A 20,639-nucleotide genomic window follows, 5' to 3' on the forward strand; every position below is an offset into this window, starting at 1 on the left:
CCACAGCACCGCGGGCCCTGAAGCGCCTCAACCCTCTGGTCGCGAGGCGGGCGCATACGGCCGGCAGCACGGGTCCCGGGGGCGACGCCGGCGCCCCGGAAAGGGGCGCGGTGGCAGGGTGCGGTTGTCGCGGTTGGGGAGGATAAACATCCATACCCACTTCCACAATGAAAGAATTTGTCCCGATCGCTCTATCCCATCGATTGTCGTGATGCGGGGCCGCCACAGCCGCGGCGACTGTGGTCCGGATGAGACGCGGACTCATGAACGCCCTTGAAGTGCCTGATTCCTGGAAAGTATAAGCGGTAAGGGCGGCTCACCGCCGTCACCTGATTCGGGGGCCTCCGGGTGGTATCCGGCCTGGGACATCGCGCGCGCCGCCTGCTGGCGGGGATCAGGGCCGGGCTGCTGGCCCTGGCCTGCGCCGCCCTGTCGGCCGGTCCCGTGGCGGCGGCCGGGAACGTGCGGCAACCCGCGGTGGCACCGGTACAGACCGCTGCCATGCCCGCCGTGCCGTCCACCGCCGCGGTCCTGGATGCCCGGCTCGGCGCCCACCCCGACAAGACCCGCTTCGTCCTGGACCTCACCCGTGACACGGATTTCCGGGTGGAGGTGCAGCGGGACCCCTGGCGCGTCCGGCTGGACCTGCCGGACCTGGCCTGGTCCGTGCCGAGCCTGCCCGCCGGCAAGGGCCTCGTCTCCGCCATCATCAAGGACCCCACGGCCAAGGGTCGTCTGCGGCTGCTGCTGGCCACCACGGGGCCGGTTCGCGTGGCCTCGGCGGAGGTGATCCCGCCCCGCGACGGCCGCCCGCCCCGCTTCATCCTGGACCTGGCGCCCGGCGACGGCAGCCTTGAGGGCAAGCCGCTCGGTACCCTGGCGGCCCTGACCGTGCCGCTCGCCCCGCCGGTGCCGGAGGTGCGGGACCAGGCGGTCCCCGCCACGCCGAAGGCCATCGCCGCCGCCGGCCTCGCCGCCCCCGTTCCCGTCCCGCCGCGCAAGCCGGCGGAGCGGCAGAAGCCCATGATCGTCATCGATGCCGGCCATGGCGGCCAGGACCCCGGGGCCATCGCCGTGAACGGCAAGAGGGAGAAGGACATCACCCTGGCCATGGCGCGGGAACTGCGCCAGCAGTTGCTGGCCACCAAGCGCTACCGCGTCACCCTGACCCGCGACGGGGACAGCTTCATCCCCCTGCGCGACCGGGTCGGCATCGCGCGGGAGCAGGGGGCCGACCTGTTCATCAGCCTGCATGCCGACAGCATCGGCCGGTCGGAGGTGCGGGGCCTGTCCGTCTATACCCTGTCCGACAAGGCCTCCGACCGGGAGGCGGAGATGCTGGCCCAGCGGGAGAACCGGTCCGACGCCATCGTCGGGCTGGACCTGTCCGACCAGCCCAAGCAGGTGGTCAACATCCTGATCGGCTTGGCCCAGCGCGACACGATGAACGAGTCCCGCCGCTTCGCAAACCTGCTGGTGGACAGGATGGACCCGCAGGTGACGGTGCTGCCGTCGCCGCTGCGTTCCGCCGGCTTCGCGGTGCTGACCGCGCCGGACGTGCCGTCGGTGCTGGTGGAAATGGGCTACCTCTCCCATCCGAAGGACGCAAGGCTGCTGACCAGCAGCGCCCACCAACGGCGGCTTGCCGCGTCCCTGGCCCGGGCGGTAGACGGCTATTTCGGCCGGGGCGTGTCCTCCGGCCGGTCATGAGCAGGCCATAATCGGCCTTACGCTGTGCTAACATCCGGGCCGGGTCGCGGGACGCTGCCCGGTGGCGGCTTTTCCGTGTTTAGCCGACGGGCCGTGCCAGGGGCATGGCCGATGCGGCAGGTTGGGTGAGATGAAGCGCATCATCGTCGGGATCGTGGCGTTCATCGCCGTGCTGGGCGGCATCGGCGTCGGGGCCGCGGCCTGGGCCTTCTGGCACTATGGCCAGGACCTGCCGGAGTACCGGCAGCTTGCGGACTATCGCCCGCCCGTGGCCACCCGCGTCCATGCCGGCGACGGCCGCCTGGTGGCGGAATTCGCCCAGGAGCGCCGGGTCTTCGTGCCCATTCAGGCGATCCCCAAGCGTGTGTCCCGCGCCTTCATCTCCGCCGAGGACCAGAACTTCTATGAGCACCGGGGCGTGGACTGGTTCGCCGTCGTCCGCGCGCAGCTCCAGAACATCAAGAACCTGGGCTCCGACCGCCGCCCCATCGGCGCCAGCACCATCACCCAGCAGGTCACCCGACTGTTCTTGCTGAACAACGAGGTGTCCTACGTCCGCAAGATCAAGGAAGCCATCCTGGCCCACCGGATCGAGCTGGCCATGTCCAAGGACCAGATCCTTGAGATCTACCTGAACGAGATTTTCCTGGGCAACCGGGCCTATGGCGTGGGCGCCGCGGCGCTGAACTATTTCGACAAGGCCCTGGACGAGGTGACCATCGCCGAGGCCGCGTTCCTGGCCAGCCTGCCCAAGGCGCCGGACCGCTACTTCCGCGACCGTTTCCGCGACGCCGCCATCCAGCGCCGCAACTATGTCATCGGCCGCATGCTGGAAGACGGCTTCATCACCAAGGAGGAGGCGGAGCAGGCCTCGGCCGAGCCGCTGCGCTTCCGCGACACCACCGACCAGGAACTGGTGCAGGCCGACTACTTCGTGGAGGAGGTGCGGCGCGAGGTGGCCAACGTCTATGGGGAGCAGGCGCTCTATGGCGGCGGCCTGTCCGTGCGCACGACCCTGGAGCCGGAAATGCAGGGCCTCGCCACCCGGGCCCTGCGCGCCGGCCTGATCGCCTATGACCGGCGCGACGGCTATCGCGGCCCCGTGTCCAGGTTGGAGGGCATGGACAGCTGGAAGGACAGGCTGGCCGACGTGAAGGCACCGGCGGGGGCCGAGGGCTGGCATCTCGCCGCCGTGCTGGAGGTGTCGGCGGAGGAGGCGCGCATCGGCCTTGCCGACGGCACCCGGGGCCGCATCCCCCTGTCCGAGCTGAAATGGGCCCGCAGGACCAAGGGCGGGGAGTTCGTGGGCCCGCCCGTCCAGAAGGCGTCCGATGCCGTCAGCGTGGCCGACGTGGTGCTGGTGGAAAAGCTGCCGCCCCAGCCGGCCAAGGCCCAGGCGCCGTCCAAGACCAAGGACGGCAAGCCCGCCAAGCCGGCCGCGGAGGCCCCGGCGGCCACGGACCTCTATGCCCTGCGCCAAGTGCCGGAAATCCAGGGTGCCCTGGTGGCCATGGACCCGCACACGGGCCGCGTCCTTGCCATGGCCGGCGGCTTCAGCGCGCGGATCAGCGTGTTCAACCGCGCCACCCAGGCCCTGCGCCAGCCCGGCTCCGCCTTCAAGCCCTTCGTCTACCTGGCGGCCCTGGACCAGGGCTTCACCCCCAGCTCCCTGGTGCTGGACGCGCCCTTCGCGCTGGACCAGGGCGGGGGGTTGGGCAAGTGGAAGCCGTCCAACTACTCGGAACGCTTCTACGGCCCCACCCCGCTGCGGGTGGGCATCGAGAAGTCCCGCAACGTCATGACCGTGCGGCTGGCCCAGTACATGGGCATGGAGCCGGTGGTGAAGGTGGCCCGCGACTTCGGCATCTATGACAACCTGCCGCCACAGCTCTCCATGGCCCTGGGGGCGGGGGAGACGACGGTGCTGAAGATGACCACCGCCTATGCCATGCTGGTGAATGGCGGCCGGAAGATCACCCCCACCTTCATCGACCGGGTGCAGGACCGCACGGGCAAGACCATCTACCGCCACGACAACCGCCCCTGCGAGGGCTGCGCCAACCCGCTGCCGGAGAACTCGCCCGCGGAAGTGGCGGATGCCGCGGCACCCTCCGTCGTGCCGGTGAACAGCACGGCCGCCACCCAGGTGGTCGACCAGGCGGCGACGACCGTGCCTGCCGACCCGGGCGCGGTCCCCGTCGTGCCTGACGACCGGACTCAGGTCGGTGATCCCCGCACCATCTACCAGATGGTCTCCATGCTGGAGGGGGTGGTTCAGCGGGGGACGGCCGCCCGGCTGAAGGAGTTGAACCGGCCCCTGGCCGGCAAGACCGGCACCACCAACGATGCCCACGACGTCTGGTTCATCGGCTTCTCCCCCGACCTGGTGGCGGGCGTCTTCGTCGGTTTCGACACCCCGCGCTCCCTCGGCGACAATGAGAGCGGTTCCAGCGTGGCCGTGCCCATCTTCAAGGACTTCATGGAAGGGGCCCTGAAGGACCAGCCGACCACGCCCTTCCGCGTGCCGCCGGGCCTCAACCTGGTGCGCGTGGACCCGGAGACGGGCCGCCCCGCGGCCTTTGGTGCCCGCAACGCCATCTGGGAAGGCTTCATCCCCGGCACCGAGCCGGGCGCCGATGAGGGCGTGCTGGACGGCGGTGACGAGGGGGCGGGCTTCGTCTCACAGTCGGATACCGGCGCCCCCGGCCAGCCCTCCACCCAGCCCGCCAGTGTGGGTTCGGGCACTGGCGGGGTGTATTGATCCCGTTCAGCCCCCGGAGCCGGAAATTTTCAGACCCCGCCGGAGCTTCCGGCGGGGTTTTTCGTACCAACTGCGACAAACCTTCACATTTCGTGGGGGAATTGATCCACGTCAGGGAGACGGGGCAAGTAGGGGTTTAGACATCTCTCCCGTGAAGCATAACCAAAAGTGCTTGCCGCCAAGAAAAGTTAGCTGGCAGCACAATGAAGGAGAGCTTGTCATGAAAGGTTTTGGCGTCCTGGCTGCTGCGTCCTGCGCCGCTATTGCTCTGCTCGCCGGGTCCATGTCGGCCGAGGCGGCCAAGAGCCAGGGGGATCTGCTTGTCCGCCTGCGCGCCATCTACATCGAGCCGGACGTCTCCAGCTCCCTGAAGCTCGGGAACACTGCCATTGCCGGCAAAGTGGATGCCGATTTCCAGGTCGTGCCCGAGATCGACTTCAGCTACTTCCTGACGGACAACATCAGCCTGGAGCTGATCGCCGCCACCGCCAAGCACGATGTGTCGGTGAAGGGCAGCCCGCTCGGCGCCAATGTCGACCTGGGCCATGTCTGGGTCCTGCCGCCCACCCTGACCGCCCAGTACCACTTCGCCCCGAAGGCCGCCTTCAGCCCGTATGTGGGCGCCGGCATCAACTACACCATCTACTACAACCAGAAGGATGGTGCGGCCCGGAGCGTGAACTACGACAACGACTTCGGCCTGGCCCTGCAGGCTGGCGTGGACTACTGGATCAACGACAAGTGGTTCATCAACCTGGACGTCAAGAAGCTGTGGCTGAATGCCGACGCCAAGGTTGACGCTGGTCTGGGCACGCTGATCAACGCCAAGGTCGACCTCGACCCGTGGATCTTCGGCGTGGGCGTCGGCACCAAGTTCTGATCTGCCGATCCCGGTCTGAAGCGTAGGACGGCGTCCGGGTGACCGGGGGCCGTCCCGGCGGCGACCGCCGCCGCGCGGGCTCATGCCCGCGTAAGCCAAGCCGCGGATGCGGCGCCGGCGATTGAGGCGCAAGAAAAAGGGGCGCGGTCCTTCGGGGCCGCGCCCTTTCCCATTTCGGCATCGTCATTGATGGGGCTTGGCGATCCGGGCCATCGCCGCTACATAAGCCCGTTCATGCAACGGGCCGCTTCCGGCCCACGACCGACGACCGAACGGAGACCGCCATGCGGGCCGAGATCCAAGCGGTGGCCGAGGACATCGAAAAGTCCTTGTCCCTGCTGAGGAGGCATCTTTGACTGGGAGAAATCCCTCTTCCGCCTCGACGAACTGAACGCGCTGACCGAAGACCCCAACCTCTGGAACGACCCGGAGCGGGCGCAGAAGCTGCTGCGTGAGAAGAACCAGCTCGACACCGCCCTGACCGGCACCAAGGGCGTGGAGAAGGACTTGAAGGACGCCCTGGAGCTGGCCGAACTGGCCGAGCTGGAGGGTGACCAGGCCATGCTGGACGAGGTCCAGGCATCCCTGGCCGGCGTGCGTGACCGCGCCGCCAAGCTGGAGCTGGAAAGCCTGCTGTCCGGTGAGGCCGACGCCAACGACTGCTTCGTGGAGGTGAACTCCGGCGCCGGCGGCACCGAGTCCCAGGACTGGGCCAACATGCTGCTGCGCATGTACACCCGCTGGGCGGAGCAGCACGGCTACAAGGTGGAGCTGCTGGACGAGACGCCGGGCGAAGAGGCCGGCATCAAGTCCGCCACCATCCAGGTGAAGGGTCACAATGCCTATGGCTGGCTGAAGACCGAATCGGGCGTGCACCGGCTGGTGCGCATCAGCCCGTTCGACAGCCAGGCGCGCCGGCACACCAGCTTCTCCTCCGTCTCGGTGACCCCCGTGATCGACGACAAGATCGTGGTGGACATCAACGAGAAGGACGTGAAGACCGACACATACCGCTCGTCGGGCGCCGGCGGCCAGCACGTCAACAAGACGGACTCCGCCGTCCGCCTGACCCACCTGCCCACGGGCATCGTGGTCGCCTGCCAGCAGGAGCGCAGCCAGCACAAGAACCGGGCCAAGGCCTGGGACATGCTGCGTGCCCGCATCTATGAGATGGAGCTGCGCAAGCGGGAGGAGGCGGCGGCCGCCCTGGAGGCGACGAAGACGGAGATCGGCTGGGGCCACCAGATCCGGTCTTACGTCCTGCAGCCCTACCAGATGGTGAAGGATCTCCGCACCGCTGTGGAGACCAGTGACAGCGGCGGCGTGCTGGATGGCGACCTGGACCAGTTCCTCCAGGCAGCCCTGGCCCACCGCATCAAAGGGCATGAGGACGCGGCGGCGTAACAACCGACCGGTCCGGGTTACGCTTGGTGGCGGCGGTTCCCCTAGGGGCCGCCGCCATTTTCTTTAGGTCACGTGTTTGGGTCGGCTAGCACAAGGACAGGATGTTGGACTTACAGAACGGTTGCCTAAACAAACGATAGTTGCCAAAGAATTATGCACTCCTATACTTTCGTCTAGGATGCCCTCATCCGAATTCGCTATCATCGTCCCCGCCGAATCTCACCTGCCGCGACGGTGATGCATGCCCACCGCTGATTTCCTGCGCAACCTGACCATCCCCCAACGCTTGTCCGCCATCGTCGGCGTGTTCGTGCTGGGCATCCTGCTGCTGATCGCGTTCAGCCTGTATGCCCTCCAGGGTTCGGTCATGGACGGACGCAAGACCCTGGCCCAGTCCGCCGTGCAATCGGCGCACAGCGTGGTCGCCGCCTATGGGGAGCGGGAGGCCAAGGGCACCCTGTCCAGGGCCGACGCGCAGGCCGCGGCCTTGGCGGCCCTGCGCGCCATGCGCTTCGACGGCGGGGAATATGTCTGGGTGAACGACACCCGTCACGTCATGGTCATGCACCCGGTCAAGCCGGAGCTGGACGGCAAGGACATGTCCGGTTTCAAGGACCCGGCCGGCACCCAGATCTTCCAGCTTTTCGTCAGCACGGCAACGGCTGCCGAGGCAGGCGGCTTCGTGGATTACATGTGGCCCAAGCCCGGCCATGACGAACCGGTGGCCAAGACCTCCTATGTCCGCCAGTACCAGCCCTGGGGCTGGGTCATCGGTTCCGGCGTCTATGTGGACGAGGTCCAGGCGGAGGCCTGGCGGGAATCGGTGATGGTGCTGGCGGAGGCCTTTATCGTCTCCACCCTGGCCATCCTGCTGGCCGTTTGGGTGGGGCGGGACCTGCTGCGCGCCTTCGGCCGCCTCACGACCGCCACCCAGAGGCTGGCGGACGGGGCGCTGGAGACGGAGATCGCCGACAGCGACCTGCGGAATGAGATCGGCGCCATGGCCCGCGCCCTCACCATCTTCCGTGACGGCCTCGCCACCGCCCGCCGCCTCGCCAGGGAACAGGCCGCGGAGCAGGAGGCCAAGCTGCGCCGGCAGGAGGCGCAGGAACAGCTCGCCCGCGACTTCAACGCCGCGGTCAGCGGGCAGCTCCGCGCCGTCGCCGCCGCCGCGACGGAGCTGGAGGCCACCGCCGCTTCCCTGTTGCAGCAGGCGGAACAGACCGGCAGCCTGTCCGACCGGGTGGCCGACCAGGCCGGCCAGGCCCGGTCCAACTCGGAGGCCGTGGCCGCGGCGGCGGAGGAGCTGACCGCCTCCACCGGCGAGATCGGCCACCAGGTGGAACGCACCACCATGACCACGGGGGAGGCGGTGGAGAACGCCGCCCAGGCGGAGACCATCGTCAAGGACCTGGCCGCCGTGGTCACGGACGTGAACGCCGTCGTCTCCTTCATCCAGGACATCGCCGCCCAGACCAACCTGCTGGCCCTGAACGCCACCATCGAGGCTGCCCGCGCCGGGGAGGCCGGCAAGGGTTTCGCCGTGGTGGCGGGGGAGGTCAAGGCCCTTGCCAACCAGACCGCCCGGGCGACGGAGGACATCCAGGCCAAGGTGCAGGCCGTGCAGGCGGCCGCCGCCCATGCCGGCCAAGCCATCAACGCCATCGCCCGCACCGTCGCCGCGGTGGATGAGAGCAGCACCGCCATCGCCTCCGCCGTGACGGAGCAGGGCGCCGCGACGGATGAGATCAGCCGCAACATCCACCACGCCGCCCACATGACGGCGGAGGTGGCGGCCAGCATGGGCCAGATGCGGGAAAGCGCCATCTCCACCAAGGCGGCCTCCACCCAGCTCTTCGCCGCCGCCGGCGAGCTGTCGGAGAAGGCCGAGGGGCTGCGGCGGGAGGTGGAGGACTTCCTGTCCGCCATGGCCAGCGCCCAGGATCGCCGCCGCTTCGCCCGCCGCGACATGGACCTGCCGGCCGCCCTGACCCTGCCCGGCAACCGCAAGGACCCGTCCCGCACCGGCCAGGGCCGCCTGCTGAACCTGTCCGACGGCGGCGCCGCCGTGCGCGTGGACCTGCCGGCCCATGTGGGGGAGGAAGTGACCCTGGAGCTGTCCGGCGAGACCCTGGCCGGCCGCGTCGTGGACGTCACAGACGGCGTCATCCGCCTGCAATTCCGCCACGACGACCGCACCACCGCCGCCGTCCACAAGCTGCATGACCGGCTGCTGGCCGCGTAAGTCCCCCTCTCCCCACCGGGGAGAGGTCGGACGCGCAGCGTCCGGGTGAGGGGGTGGTGCCGCGGCACCGACCTCCGCAGTCTTCCTGCTCCCGGCCCCCCCCTCACCCCAACCCTCTCCCCGGAGGGGAGAGGGGGTAGAGGCCGTGGCCCGTCACGCCCCCCGCCGGCTCTCCACCCACTGGCCCACCACCTCCTCCAGGATCGGCAGGGTGACGCTGCCGTTGGTCAGGACGGCGTCGTGGAACCCGCGCAGGTCGAAGCGGGGGCCCAGCTTGGCCTTGGCCTGCTCCCGCAGTTCCAGGATGCGGTTCATGCCCACCTTGTAGGCGGTGGCCTGGCCCGGCCAGACGAAGTAGCGCTCGATCTCGTTCTCGTTGTCGGCCAGGCTGTTGGCCGTGTTGTCGTTCATCCACTGGATGGCCTGCTCCCGGGTCCACTGCTTGGCGTGGATGCCGCTGTCCACCACCAGCCGCCCGGCACGGAACAGCTCGGAACAGATGCGCCCCGCCTCGGAGATGGGCTCCTTGTAGAAGCCGTGCTCCTTGGCCAGCCGTTCCGTGTACATGGCCCAGCCCTCGCCATAGGCGGTGTCGAAGCTGAAGCGGCGGAAGGTGGGCAGGCCCGTCATCTCCTGGGCGATGGCCACCTGCATGTGGTGGCCCGGGATGGCCTCATGGTAGCAGAGCGCCTCCAGGTCGTGCCGCGTCTGCACGCTCATGTCCGACAGGTTGGCATAGAACACGCCTGGCCGGCTGCCGTCCGGGCTGGACTGCTCATAGAAGGCGGACGGGGTCGCCTTCTCCCGGAACGCCTCCACCGGCTTCACCACCACGGGGGCCTTGGGCTTGGTGCCGAACAGCTCATCCAGCCGGGCACGCATGGCATCGATATAGCCGGTGGCCGTGGCCAGGTACTCCTTGCGCCCTTCCTCCGTGTCCGGGAAGCGGAAGGACTTGTCCGTGCGCAGGTGCGTGAAGAACTCCTGCACCGTGCCCTTGAAGCCCAGCTTGGGCAGGACCTGCCGCAACTCCTCATGCAGCCGCGCCGTCTCCTTCAGGCCCAGCGCATGGATCGCCTCCGGCGCCAGGGGCAGGGAGGTGTGGTTCAGGATCATGGCCTGGTAATAGGCGGCACCGTCCGGCAGGGACCAGGCGCCCCGGCTCTCCTTCTGCCGGGCCGACAGCCCCTCCACCACGGTGATGAAGCGCTGGTAAGCCGGGGCCATCCGCTCCGCCAGCGCCTTCGTCCCGGCGGTGGCCAGGGCGTCCTTCTCCGCCGCCGGGGCGTCCACCGCCGCCAGCTTCTCCTTCAGGTTCGCCAGCAGGGCCGTGTCAGGCTTGCCCGCCTGGAACGGCGCGCCCTCCAGTACCGCCTTGGCCGAGATCAGCAGGCGGTTGTAGCTGAAGGCCGGCAGCAGGATGCCGCGATTGGCCTGTTCCGTCAGGTAGGTGCTGGCCGCGTCCATCACCTCCGGGATGCGCTCCAGCCGGGCCACATAATCCTTGGCGTCGGCCAGCGACTCGATGGCGTGGAAGCCGATCAGGAAGGACGGGATGCCCGTGTGCGGGCCGTACAGATGGCTCACCCCGCATTCATGGAAGCGCCAGGGGTGCAGGCGGATGCGCTCCGCCATCTGGTTCTCGAACAGCCGATGGCTGACCCGCGCCGCCGGGGACAGGCGGGACAGGTCGAAGCCCTTCAGCCGCTCCAGGTTCGCCTTTGATATGGCCTGCGTCTCTTCCCGGAACGCCTCATCCACCACGGTCCAGCGGTCATGGGGGCCGGGCATCTCCAACTGGGTGCGCAGTTGCGGGTCCCGCGTCAGGTCGCGCTGCCAGGCCTCCTCCAGGAAGGCGTTCAACCGCTCATCATCCGGACCGGGCGCCGCCGGCGCGCGCGGCGCCTGCGCCAGGGCGGACAGGGCCAGCGGGGCGGCGGACAGGGCCAACAGGCTGGCCAGGGTGGTGCGGCGGGTCATGGCGATGGACATGGCGGTTCCGGCAAGCGTCGGGGCGGGCCCGGGCATCCTAGCCTGACCGCAGGAAGCGCCAACCGGCAAGGTGTAACGGACGTGTAAACGGTCCCGTAAACGGGAACTCCCCGACGACACTGCCATTCTCTTGCCACCAGACCGCGCCAGCCTTTCCCGGTTTGACAAACCCAGGAATCCCGCCATGACCGCCCGCGCCTTGCCCCTGATCCTGGCCGCCAGCCTGATTGCCGCGCCGGCCACGCTGGCCCAGACCCGCGACCCCGGGGTGCGGATGCGGGACTGTGCCGAGACCAGCCTGACCCCCGACCAGCAGGCCGCCCTGGTCAAGGCCACGCAGCAGGAGCTGGCCATCTCCGGGTTCGATGCCGGCAAACCCGACGGCACCTATGGCCGCGGCACGGCCCAGGCCATCCGGGCCTACCAGAAGGCCGCCGGCATGCCCGTCACGGGCTGCCCCAGCCAGTTGCTGTTGGAACGGCTGCGCTTCGGCATGCCCAAGATTTACTCCCCCACCCGGCCCCAAGCCCCCTCCGACGTGGTCCTGATCCAGGAGGAACTGCTGCGCCGCGGCTACTGGCCCGGCCCGGCAGACGGCCGCGCGGGCAAGCTGACGGAGGAAGCCATCCGCCAGTTCCAGGTGGACACGGACCAACCCCTGACCGGCGAACCCACACCGCAGATCCTGACCCAACTCAAGGTGGGGAACCAGAACGCGCGGCGGTGATCCCTTCTTGTACGTCGGATTGGCGAAGCTTAATCCGACACCCATCCGGCGCCGGAAGCTGTCGGACTACGGCGCATCCGCGCCTAATCCGACCTACGAGGCCAACGGCTCGTACCAATCCATGGGGAAGCCGGCCTTGCCGCGGCTGACGTCGTTGAAGGGCCGCTTCAGCTCGCCCTTGAAATAGGTCCGGACCAACTCCTGCCACCAGGCCCCGGCATCGCGCCCCGCCGCGTCGGCGCAAGCCTGGAACCAGCGGCGGCCGGCGGCCACGTGGCCGATCTCCTCGTCATGGATGGTCTGGAGCACCTGGCCGCTCTCCGGGTCGCCGGCCTTGTGCAGGCTGCCCACCATGGAAGGGGTCACGTCAAGGCCGCGCGCCTCCAGCACCATGGGGACCACGGCCAGCCGGGCCGGCAGGTCGTGGGCCGTGGCCTCGCTGGCCTGCCACAGCCCGTCATGGGCCGGCAACTCGCCATAACCGCTCCCCATCGCCTCCAGCCGCCCCTGCAACAGGGCGTGGTGCTTGGCCTCGTCATCCGCCACGGTGACCCAGTCGTCGTAGAAGGCGCGGGGCAGGGGGCTTCCATCGGGCAAGGCCTGGAACCGGGCGACGATGTCCCAGGCCAGGTCGATGGCGTTCAGTTCGATATGCGCCAGGGCATGCAGCAGCGCCACCCGCCCCGCCAAGCTCTGCGCCTTGCGCCGCTTCGGCATGTCCCGGGGCAGCAGCAACTGCGGCCGCTCGGGCCGCGCCGGCCGGTCGGGCGGGCGCGCCATCCCCACCGCCGCGATCCGCCCCTCCCGCCACGCCGCCGCGAAGGCACGGGTCAGCCGTACCTTGTCAGCCGGGGCGGCGGTGGTCAGCACCGCCACGGCGGCGTGGGAAAGGGTCTGGGGCAGGGTGTCCATGCCCGCCAGATGGGCGCGATGCGCGACTGTCGTCAAGACTTTGCAGGGCACGGGAGGTCACCCCGGGCTTGACCCGGGGCCCTGGGGATCGGTCGATGCAGGGCACCGAAAGCCCTTTTCCCTTATCCTGTGATCCGCTGCCGCCCCTTGGCAAATCCGCTTTCCCAAGGGTCCCGGCTCAAGGCCGGGATGACATCAGGTGACCTGCACACGAAGGGGGGCTTTCACTCCCCCTGCTTCAGATAATACTCCGCCGGCATCTTCGGCGTGTAGTAATGGCCGGATTCCATCAGGGCGCGCTCCTTCTGCGCCTGGACATGGTCCAGCACGGGAAGGGACCAGGCGGCGCCCAGCATGCCCACCCAGATCAGGGCAGTGATGGCGCGGTCCTTCAGGGTGGCGGGGGCAGCGGGGGCGGTCTCGGCAGTGCTGGTCATGGCGCGGGTCCGTTCCGTCGTGTGACGGCATGAATGCGCCTTATTGATTGCCCAGGGCTTAACCGCGGTGGGGCCGGGCCGCGACCGCGGTGGGACATTTTCGGGGCGGTCCCGCCATCTTCCTTAACGAGGCCCCGTCACCCGCCCCGCGCCACGAAATGGGGGTTGAGGAAGCCCGGCTTGCCATAGGGCAGGGGCTGCCCGTCCATGGTGTCCACGGCCCCGCCGGCGCCCAGCAGCACGGCATGGCCGGCGGCGGTGTCCCACTCGCAGGTGGGGCCCAGGCGGGGGTACAGGTCGCCGCGCCCCTCGGCGATGCGGCAGAACTTCAGGCTGCTGCCTGCCACCACCCGCTCCGCCACCCGCAGGTTGGCCAGGTAGCCGTCAAGCTCCCGGTTATCGGCATGGGACCGGCTGGTCAGCACCGTCAGCCCCTCCGGCGGCACCGGCCGCACCCGGATCGGCTCATCCGCCTGCCCCGGCAGACCGCGCAGGGCCGTCCCCGGACCGGCGGCGGCGAAGCACTCCCCCGTGACCGGCAGCAGCACCACGCCCAGCACGGGCGTGCCGTCCCGCACCAGGGCGATGTTCACCGTGAACTCCCCGTTGCGGCGGATGAATTCCTTGGTGCCGTCCAGCGGGTCCACCAGCCAGAAGGTGCCGCCGGTCACGTCCGGCGTCAGCCCGGCGGCGGCCTCTTCCTCCGACACCACGGGGATGTCCGGGGTCAGGCAGCGCAGCACCGGCAGGATCACCGCCTCTGCCGCGTGGTCGGCGGCGGTCACCGGGCTGCCGTCCGCCTTGCGGGTCGTATCGCAGCCCGCCTCGTAATGCAGCAGGATGGCTTTCGCCGCCTCCTCCGCGGCGCGGCGGACGGGGGGCAGCAGGGCGGGGAGGTCGAGGGGCATCAAGGTCACTCCGCCGCCAGGGCCGGGGCGCCCTGCCGGATCAGGCGCCAGAGCTTCTCCGGCGTGGCAGGCATGTCGATGTGGGTCACGCCGTACGCCGCCAGCGCGTCCACCAGGGCGTTGATCACGGCCGGGCAGGCGCCGATGGTCCCGGCCTCTCCCGCACCCTTCATGCCCAGGGCGTTGGTGGTGCTGGGCACGGGGGCCAGGGTCAGGTCAACGGTTGGCATGTCCGCCGCCCGTGGCAGGGCATAATCCATGAAGGACCCGGTCAGCAACTGGCCACTGTCCGGGTCGAACACCGCCTGTTCCAGCAGGGCCTGGCCGATGCCCTGGGCGATGCCGCCATGCACCTGGCCCGCCAGCAGCAGCGGGTTCATCACCGTGCCGAAATCATCCACCACGGTGTAGCGGGTGACCCGCGGCACGCCCGTTTCCATATCCACCGCCACCTCGCAGACATGGGTGCCGTTGGGGAAGGTGGGGGCGGGGGGCTGCCAGCGCTCCACCACGGCGAAGGCGTTGCCGTCGGCATCCGCCGTCGCCTTCGCCGCCACCTCCGCCAGGCGCAGGGTGCGGTTGCTGCCCTGGGCGAAGAACAGCCCGCCCTCCGGGTCCACGCGGAAGCCCACCTCGGCCTCCGCCACCTCCAGCAGGCCGGCCGCCACGATCTTCGCCGCCTCGACCAGCTTGGCGGCGCCCGCGCGGATGGCGGCACCGCCCACGGGCACGGAGCGGCTGCCGCCGGTGCCCTGGCCATAGGTCACCCGGTCGCTGTCGCCCTGTACCACCTCGACGTCGTCCAGGCCCACGCCCAGGCTTTCCGCCAGCACCTGCTTGTAGGCGGTCTCATGCCCCTGGCCGTTGCTCTGCGTGCCGATCAGCACCAACACCTTGCTGGCGGGGGACAGGCGGATGTCCGCCTGCTCCGGCGGCCCGCCCGAGCATGCCTCGATATAGCTGGCGATGCCCAGGCCCAGCAGCTCCCCCTTGGCCCGCGCCGCCGCCTTCCGCGCCGAGAATCCGTCCGCGTCCGCCCGTTGCAGGGCCGTTTCCAGCGTTCGGCGGAAGTCGCCCGTGTCGTACTTGTGCCCCAGGGGGGTCTGGAAGGGCATGGCTTCAGGCGGGATGATGTTGCGGCGGCGGATCTCCACCGGGCCCAGCCCCGTCTCCCGCCCCGCCTTGTCCACCAGCCGCTCGATGAGGTAGGCCGCCTCCGGCCGCCCGGCGCCGCGATAGGCGTCCACCGGCTGGGTATGGGTGAACACGCCCCGCACCCGGGCATGGATGGAAGGGGTCCGGTAGATGCCGGAGAACATGCGGCACTGCCCGTCCGTGGGGATGAAGGGCGCGTAGTTGGACAGCCATGCCCCCATGTTGGCGATGCAGTCCACCCGCAGGGCCAGGAAACGGCCATCCGCGTCCAACGCCAGCTCGGCCTTGGTCAGGTTGTCCCTTCCATGGTCGTCGGACAGGAAGGCCTCCCCCCGCTCCGAGGTCCAGCGCACCGGCACGCCCAGCTTCTGCGTGGCAAAGGCGGCCAGGGCATATTCGGGGTAGGCGAAGATCTTCATCCCGAACCCGCCGCCCACGTCGGTGGTCAGCACATGGAACCGGTCGGCGGGCACGCCGAACACCTTGGCCAGCATGTCCCGCTGCATGTGGACGCCCTGGCTGGAGACCCAGATCTTGGTCCGCCCCGTCGCCCCGTCGAAGCTGGCAAGGCAGCCGCGGCCCTCCATGGGGTTCGGCACCAGCCGCTGGTTGACGACATCCAGGGTCACCACCCGCGCAGCACCGGCGAACGCCGCGTCCACCGCCGCCGAATCGCCCTTCTCCCAATCGAAGCACAGGTTCCCCGGCGCGTCCCCATGCACCAGGGCGGGGGAGGACAGCGCGTCCCCCGTCACCACCACCGCCGGCCTGTCGGCATAGTCCACCAGCACCAGCTCCGCCGCGTCGCGGGCCTGGGCGGCCGTCTCCGCCACCACCACGGCCACCGGCTCCCCCGCATGCCGCACGGTGCCGGATGCCAGCACCGGCCGGTGCTTCATGGCCATGGTCGTGCCCGCGCGCACCTTCAGCGGCACGACGCAGGGGATGGGCTTCAGCCCCGCCGCGTCCAGGTCGGTTGCCGTGTAGACGGCCTTCACCCCCGGCGCGGCCAGGGCCGCGGCGGTGTCGATGGCGCGGATGTCCGCATGGGCGTGGGGGCTGCGGACCACGGCCAGGTGCAGCGCGCCTTCCAGCCTGATGTCGTCCGTATACCGACCTTCCCCCGCAGCAGGCGGGCATCCTCGGTGCGGGGGACGGGCTGGCCGATGCCGAACTTGCTCATGGGCGGGCGACTCCCTGGGGGCGGGGAGGGGGATCATAGGCCCGCCCGCTGCCGCGGGTCAGCAGGAACCTGCTGCGCCCTGGCCGTTACCGCTGCTACCCTGACGGCAGGAGGATCAACACCATGTGCGGTCGTTTCGTGCAGGCCACCCCGGTGGCGGAGCTGGCGCGGATGTTCGGCGTCCCGGAGCTGCCGAACCTGGAGCCCAACTGGAACGTCGCCCCTACCCAGGACGTGTCCGTCATCGGAAGGGGGAGGACGGGGGCCGCCACCTGCGCACCATGCGCTGGGGCCTGGTGCCCTTCTGGGCCAAGGACATCGGCATCGGGTCCAAGATGATCAACGCCCGGGCCGACGGCATCGCGGAGAAGCCCGCCTTCCGGGAGGCGTTCAAGCGCAAGCGCCTGCTGATCCCCGCCGACGGCTTCTATGAATGGCAGGCTGCGGAGGGCGGCAAGAAGCAGCCCCTGTATTTCAAACCGGCCGACGGCCGCCCCCTGGTCTTCGCCGGCCTGTGGGAAAGCTGGAAGGGTCCCAAGGAAGCCCCGCTGGACAAGGCCCTCTTCACCACGACCATCATCACGACAGACGCCAACGCGTTCATGCGGCCCATCCATGACCGCATGCCCATGATCCTGGAGGAGGGCGACTGGGACACCTGGCTGGACCCGGAGGCCGACCGGGATACGCTGCTGTCCCTGCTGAAACCGGCGCGTGACGGCGGACTGGTGGCCGTGCCAGTCTCCACCCGGGTGAACTCCGTCCGCAACAAGGGGCCGGACCTGGTGGAGCCGGTGGGCGCCGCGGGCACGCTGATATGAGGGGCGCTCTCCCCCTGGCCCTTCTGCTGCTGGCGGCACCACTTCCCGCTGCGGCGGGCGCGGGCAAGCCGATCACCGGCACCCCTTCCGCAAGGGAGGGGGACGTGCTGGTGGTGGGCGGGCAGGAGGTGCGGCTCTACGGCATCGACGCGCCCGACCAGGGGCAGCGCTGCGAGAATGTCCGCGGCAAGGACTATGACTGCTTCGAGGTGTCCCGCAAGGCGCTGGAGGTGCTGGCCGGCACCGAGCCGGTGAGCTGTGAGACGCGGCCCGGCGGCGGCCGCATGCAGGTGGGCGTGTGCAAACGCCCCGACGGGCAGGACATCGGCGCCGCCATGGTGCTGACCGGCTACGCCCTGGCGTACCGATCCGTCTCCACCAACTACCTGCGGGAGGAGGCCCAGGCGGTCTCCCGCCGTCGCGGCCTGTGGGGTGGGCGGGTGGAGCCGCCCTGGCTCTGGCGGTCCCGCCAGTTGGAGGAAAAGCTCAACCAACGCCCCACAGCCATGACGCGCTGACGGGCGCCCGCCGGTTTCCCGGGGACGACCGTCGTCACGCGAACCTTGGACCCGGTATCATGCCAGGCGAGTGAGTTTTTGACTCATGCGCCTGGAGGCCGGCGACCGCCGGCCCGCGGGCCCGTGCCCGCGTGAGCCAAGCCCGCGGATGCGGGCGCCCGGCGCCTGAGGGGGCCGTTGATCGGTCACGATCAACGGCCACTGGTATCAGTACGTCGTCGTGCTGCGGCGGCCCGCGATCATGCGGTAAAGCGCCAGCAGGACGACCGCGCCCACCACGGCGCCGATGAAGCCCGCCCCTTCGCCCGCCCGGTACCAGCCGATCGCCTGGCCCAGGTAGGTGGCGACGAAGGCGCCGGCGATCCCCAGCAGGGTGGTGATGATGAAGCCACCGGGATCCCGGCCGGGCATCAGGAACTTGGCGACGATGCCGGCGAGCAGGCCGATGATCAGCGTCACGATGATGGACATGTATTTCCCCCGTTCTGCGTTCGGGCCCCGACGGGCTCCCGGTCGCATGAACGTCCATCAGGGAAAAGTGGTTCCCGGCTTTTCCGGGCGGGTTACCCGAACCCGGCTATTCCGTCCCGTGGCGGGGCACCAGCCGCCCCTGCTGTTGCGGCAGGGTGAAGGTGTCGCGCCGCCCCGTCAGCGCATAGAAGGTGCTGCGCAGCAGCCGCCAGTACAGGGGGCTCCGCTCCGCCAGGAAGCGGTTGCGGAAGGTCTCCCGGTCCGACACCCGGTCCGGCGCGATGAAGGCCGGGTGCAGCAAGGGGAACCGCATGGGCGCGACCGGCGCCCCGGCGAATCCGGCGCGGAAGCCCGTGGTGCTGGCGTCGGGCCGGAAACCCAGGTTGCTCACCAGGTTCACGTTGGGCACGGCACATAACGCCCCGTTCAGCCAGGCGCTGAGCTGGAATCGGTAATGCCAGGAGTTCAGCCGCCCCTCATAGGTGTTGTTGAACCGGGCGCCCCAGAAGCGCGCTGCCTCCTCGTCGCCCAGGATGTCGATCAGCCAGCCGCCGTCCCGCACCCGGGGCCACAGGCTCATCCCCATGTCCAGTTGCGCATAGGCCCGCCGCCAGGTTGCCCAGCCCCAGCTGTGGTGGAAGATGCTGAAATGGTAGCTGTCCCGGGTCCGTGCCCGGCCGTTCAGGAAATTGTTGCCGGCGATGCTGCCCACCCGCGGGTCGTCGGCATAGCGCTCCAGCAGCTCGTCGCAATAGCGGAAGAAGCTGGGGTGGGGCAGGCAGTCATCTTCCAGGATGATGGCCCGGTCCACCGCCTCGAACACCCGGGTAAGCCCGCCATGGATGCGGCGGCAGAGGCCCAGGTTCTCCTCCGCCTCGTCGCGCACCACCTCGCAAGGCCAATCCACCCGGGACAGGGCCGCCCGCGTCGCCAGGCACAGCTCCCGCTCCCCAGGACGGCCGGGGCGGGGGCCGTCGGCGATGATGAACAGCCGCCGAGGCCGCACCAGCCGCACCGTCTCCAACATCCGCGCGGCCAGGTCCGGGCGGTTGAAGACGATCAGCACGACAGGTGTCTCGACGGGGACGATCATCAAGCGGATTTCCGACCGGACGGTGGGCAGGTCCCCCGGCAAGGGGACGGGCATGGGCCACTATTGCGGCTCAAGTTCCGAACCGGAAGCGTGCAAGGTTAGTAGTTCACGCGGGTCCTGCCCCGGATGCGCGGGGTGACAGGCGGGCGATCCCCGCAATTCAGGGGTATGCCGACAGGCCAGGTCCCAGGACGCGAAGCGGCAATCCCCGGGGAGGGGCGGCCGTGCTTGCTTCGGTCTTGTAGGGGAGGACGGATGGTGGGCGCGGTAGGGATTGAACCTACGACCCCCGCCGTGTGAAGGCGATGCTCTCCCGCTGAGCTACGCGCCCATCCGTCGTCGGTGGAGCGGGCTTATAGGGCCCCTGCCGGGACCTGTCAAACCCCTTTTCGCACCCGCGCGGCGTTTTCTTTTCCGATCGCCCGGAAAGCCGCGCAACGCCTTGTGCCCCGGGTGCGTTCGACTATCTCTAACCGACAGAAGGCCCCAAGCCAGGATCGCGCCATGGCACTGCCCCGCACCCGGATGCTGTTCCCGCTGCTCACAGCCGGCCTCCTCGCCGCCGCACCGGCCAGGGCGGAGCTGGGGCCGAAGCCGGGGGACTGGTCCCTGGGCTATGCGGTCTATGTGGGCGGGGTGCATGTTCTGGACGCCACGGCCCATGTGGGGCTGGGCTCGTCCGACTACCGCATCGGCCTCGCCGCCGCGACGGAAGGCTTCCTGGGCCGGGTGGCGAGCTGGAAGGCCGACGTGGCGTCCCATGGGGTGCTGGAACCGGGCGCCGCCGGCCCGCTGCGCCCCAACTTGTTCCGCTCCCACGGGGCGTGGCAGGACAAGCCGCGCAACACGGTGGTGGAGTATACGGCCGACGGCCTGCCCAAGGTCACCGTCGCCGACCCCCGCCGGAGAAGGACCGGGAACCCGTGCCGGAGAACCTCCGCCCCAACACGGTGGACCCCATGTCCGCCGTGGTCGTGGTGCTGCAGGCGGTGGCACAGGGGCAGGGCTGCAAGGCCACGGTGCCCGTCTATGACGGCCGCCAGCGCTATGACCTGTCCTTCACGCCCAAGGGGACGGAGGACATCGCCAAGTCGGACCTGTCCGTCTTCGCCGGTCCGGCGCAGGCCTGCGGGCTCGACTTCAAGCCCGTGGCCGGCCGCTGGAAGGAGGACCGCGCCCGCCGCGACCGGGATGAGGAAGGGCGCCGCCGCAACCCCCGCGACGTCACCCTCTGGGTCGCCCCGGCCCAGGCCGACCGCCCGCCGCTGCCCGTGCGCCTGGAAAGCGATTCCCCCTGGGCAAGGTGGTGGTCCACCTGTCCAGGCTGGAGCGGGTGGGCGGGGAAAAACGGGCGGAGGCCAGGTAGGTCGGATTAGCGGCCAACGGCCGCGTAATCCGACGGCCCGACGGGACTTGCGAATT

General features: G+C 69.7%; 15 protein-coding genes, 1 tRNA gene and 1 pseudogene. 9 read left to right on the plus strand and 8 right to left on the minus strand.

Annotated elements, in window-relative coordinates:
- Window positions 1-348: 348 nt before the first annotated feature.
- The 5 genes from HHL28_RS04785 (at window position 349) to HHL28_RS04805 (ending at window position 9,000) form a co-directional block, all read left to right on the plus strand.
- Complete coding sequence (locus HHL28_RS04785) at window positions 349-1,710, plus strand: N-acetylmuramoyl-L-alanine amidase family protein (RefSeq protein WP_169654794.1); 1,362 nt, start codon at window positions 349-351, stop codon at window positions 1,708-1,710.
- A 130-nt stretch (window positions 1,711-1,840) separates the two neighbouring features.
- Window positions 1,841-4,471, plus strand: a complete 2,631-nt coding sequence (locus tag HHL28_RS04790; protein ID WP_075771521.1) for a penicillin-binding protein 1A — start codon at window positions 1,841-1,843, stop codon at window positions 4,469-4,471.
- Window positions 4,472-4,691: 220 nt separating this feature from the next.
- Window positions 4,692-5,351 carry an OmpW/AlkL family protein gene (locus HHL28_RS04795; protein WP_075771522.1) on the plus strand — a complete coding sequence of 220 codons (660 nt, stop codon included), beginning with the start codon at window positions 4,692-4,694 and terminating at the stop codon, window positions 5,349-5,351.
- Between the two features lie 284 nt (window positions 5,352-5,635).
- Window positions 5,636-6,755, plus strand: a protein-coding gene (gene prfB, locus HHL28_RS04800) for a peptide chain release factor 2 (RefSeq protein WP_169654796.1) whose coding sequence is annotated in 2 segments (ribosomal slippage) — window positions 5,636-5,704 and window positions 5,706-6,755 — 1,119 coding nt in all. Because the reading frame shifts where the segments join, the coding sequence is not laid out codon by codon here.
- A gap of 241 nt (window positions 6,756-6,996) precedes the next feature.
- Window positions 6,997-9,000: a cache domain-containing protein gene (locus tag HHL28_RS04805; RefSeq protein ID WP_075771524.1), complete on the plus strand. Its 2,004-nt coding sequence runs from the start codon at window positions 6,997-6,999 to the stop codon at window positions 8,998-9,000.
- Window positions 9,001-9,153: 153 nt separating this feature from the next.
- Here HHL28_RS04805 and HHL28_RS04810 read toward each other — a convergent pair whose 3' ends face one another.
- Window positions 9,154-10,992, minus strand: coding sequence for a DUF885 domain-containing protein (locus HHL28_RS04810; protein WP_083699169.1), 1,839 nt, complete (start codon window positions 10,990-10,992; stop codon window positions 9,154-9,156).
- A 184-nt stretch (window positions 10,993-11,176) separates the two neighbouring features.
- On the opposite strand from HHL28_RS04810, the gene HHL28_RS04815 reads away from it, so the two are divergent.
- The gene (locus HHL28_RS04815; protein WP_075771525.1) at window positions 11,177-11,719 is read left to right on the plus strand and encodes a peptidoglycan-binding domain-containing protein; all 543 of its coding nucleotides are present in this window, start codon (window positions 11,177-11,179) and stop codon (window positions 11,717-11,719) included.
- Between the two features lie 93 nt (window positions 11,720-11,812).
- Here HHL28_RS04815 and HHL28_RS04820 read toward each other — a convergent pair whose 3' ends face one another.
- From HHL28_RS04820 to HHL28_RS04835, 4 genes are all read right to left on the minus strand, one after another.
- Window positions 11,813-12,631: a ferritin-like domain-containing protein gene (locus HHL28_RS04820; RefSeq protein WP_075771526.1), complete on the minus strand. Its 819-nt coding sequence runs from the start codon at window positions 12,629-12,631 to the stop codon at window positions 11,813-11,815.
- A 224-nt stretch (window positions 12,632-12,855) separates the two neighbouring features.
- The gene (locus HHL28_RS04825) at window positions 12,856-13,068 is read right to left on the minus strand and encodes a hypothetical protein (RefSeq protein WP_075771527.1); all 213 of its coding nucleotides are present in this window, start codon (window positions 13,066-13,068) and stop codon (window positions 12,856-12,858) included.
- A 137-nt stretch (window positions 13,069-13,205) separates the two neighbouring features.
- The gene (gene cysQ, locus HHL28_RS04830) at window positions 13,206-13,976 is read right to left on the minus strand and encodes a 3'(2'),5'-bisphosphate nucleotidase CysQ (protein WP_075771528.1); all 771 of its coding nucleotides are present in this window, start codon (window positions 13,974-13,976) and stop codon (window positions 13,206-13,208) included.
- 5 nt (window positions 13,977-13,981) lie between these two features.
- Window positions 13,982-16,201 carry a xanthine dehydrogenase family protein molybdopterin-binding subunit gene (locus tag HHL28_RS04835; RefSeq protein ID WP_404326536.1) on the minus strand — a complete coding sequence of 740 codons (2,220 nt, stop codon included), beginning with the start codon at window positions 16,199-16,201 and terminating at the stop codon, window positions 13,982-13,984.
- Window positions 16,202-16,485: 284 nt separating this feature from the next.
- Here HHL28_RS04835 and HHL28_RS04840 point away from each other — a divergent pair.
- Window positions 16,486-17,135 (plus strand): annotated as a pseudogene (locus tag HHL28_RS04840) (SOS response-associated peptidase).
- Window positions 17,132-17,653, plus strand: coding sequence for a thermonuclease family protein (locus HHL28_RS04845; protein WP_075771531.1), 522 nt, complete (start codon window positions 17,132-17,134; stop codon window positions 17,651-17,653). Before HHL28_RS04840 ends, HHL28_RS04845 begins: the two are co-directional and overlap by 4 nt.
- A gap of 207 nt (window positions 17,654-17,860) precedes the next feature.
- Here HHL28_RS04845 and HHL28_RS04850 read toward each other — a convergent pair whose 3' ends face one another.
- From HHL28_RS04850 to HHL28_RS04860, 3 genes are all read right to left on the minus strand, one after another.
- Complete coding sequence (locus tag HHL28_RS04850) at window positions 17,861-18,124, minus strand: GlsB/YeaQ/YmgE family stress response membrane protein (RefSeq protein WP_075771532.1); 264 nt, start codon at window positions 18,122-18,124, stop codon at window positions 17,861-17,863.
- 106 nt (window positions 18,125-18,230) lie between these two features.
- Complete coding sequence (locus tag HHL28_RS04855) at window positions 18,231-19,271, minus strand: hypothetical protein (protein ID WP_075771533.1); 1,041 nt, start codon at window positions 19,269-19,271, stop codon at window positions 18,231-18,233.
- 202 nt (window positions 19,272-19,473) lie between these two features.
- Window positions 19,474-19,548 (minus strand) — tRNA-Val (locus HHL28_RS04860).
- Between the two features lie 592 nt (window positions 19,549-20,140).
- Here HHL28_RS04860 and HHL28_RS18355 point away from each other — a divergent pair.
- Window positions 20,141-20,593 (plus strand): DUF3108 domain-containing protein, encoded by a 453-nt coding sequence (locus HHL28_RS18355; RefSeq protein ID WP_404326539.1) that lies wholly within the window; start codon window positions 20,141-20,143, stop codon window positions 20,591-20,593.
- The last annotated feature ends 46 nt before the right edge of the window (window positions 20,594-20,639 follow it).

The organism is Aerophototrophica crusticola, assembly GCF_012913305.1.
GTDB lineage: Bacteria > Pseudomonadota > Alphaproteobacteria > Azospirillales > Azospirillaceae > Niveispirillum > Niveispirillum crusticola.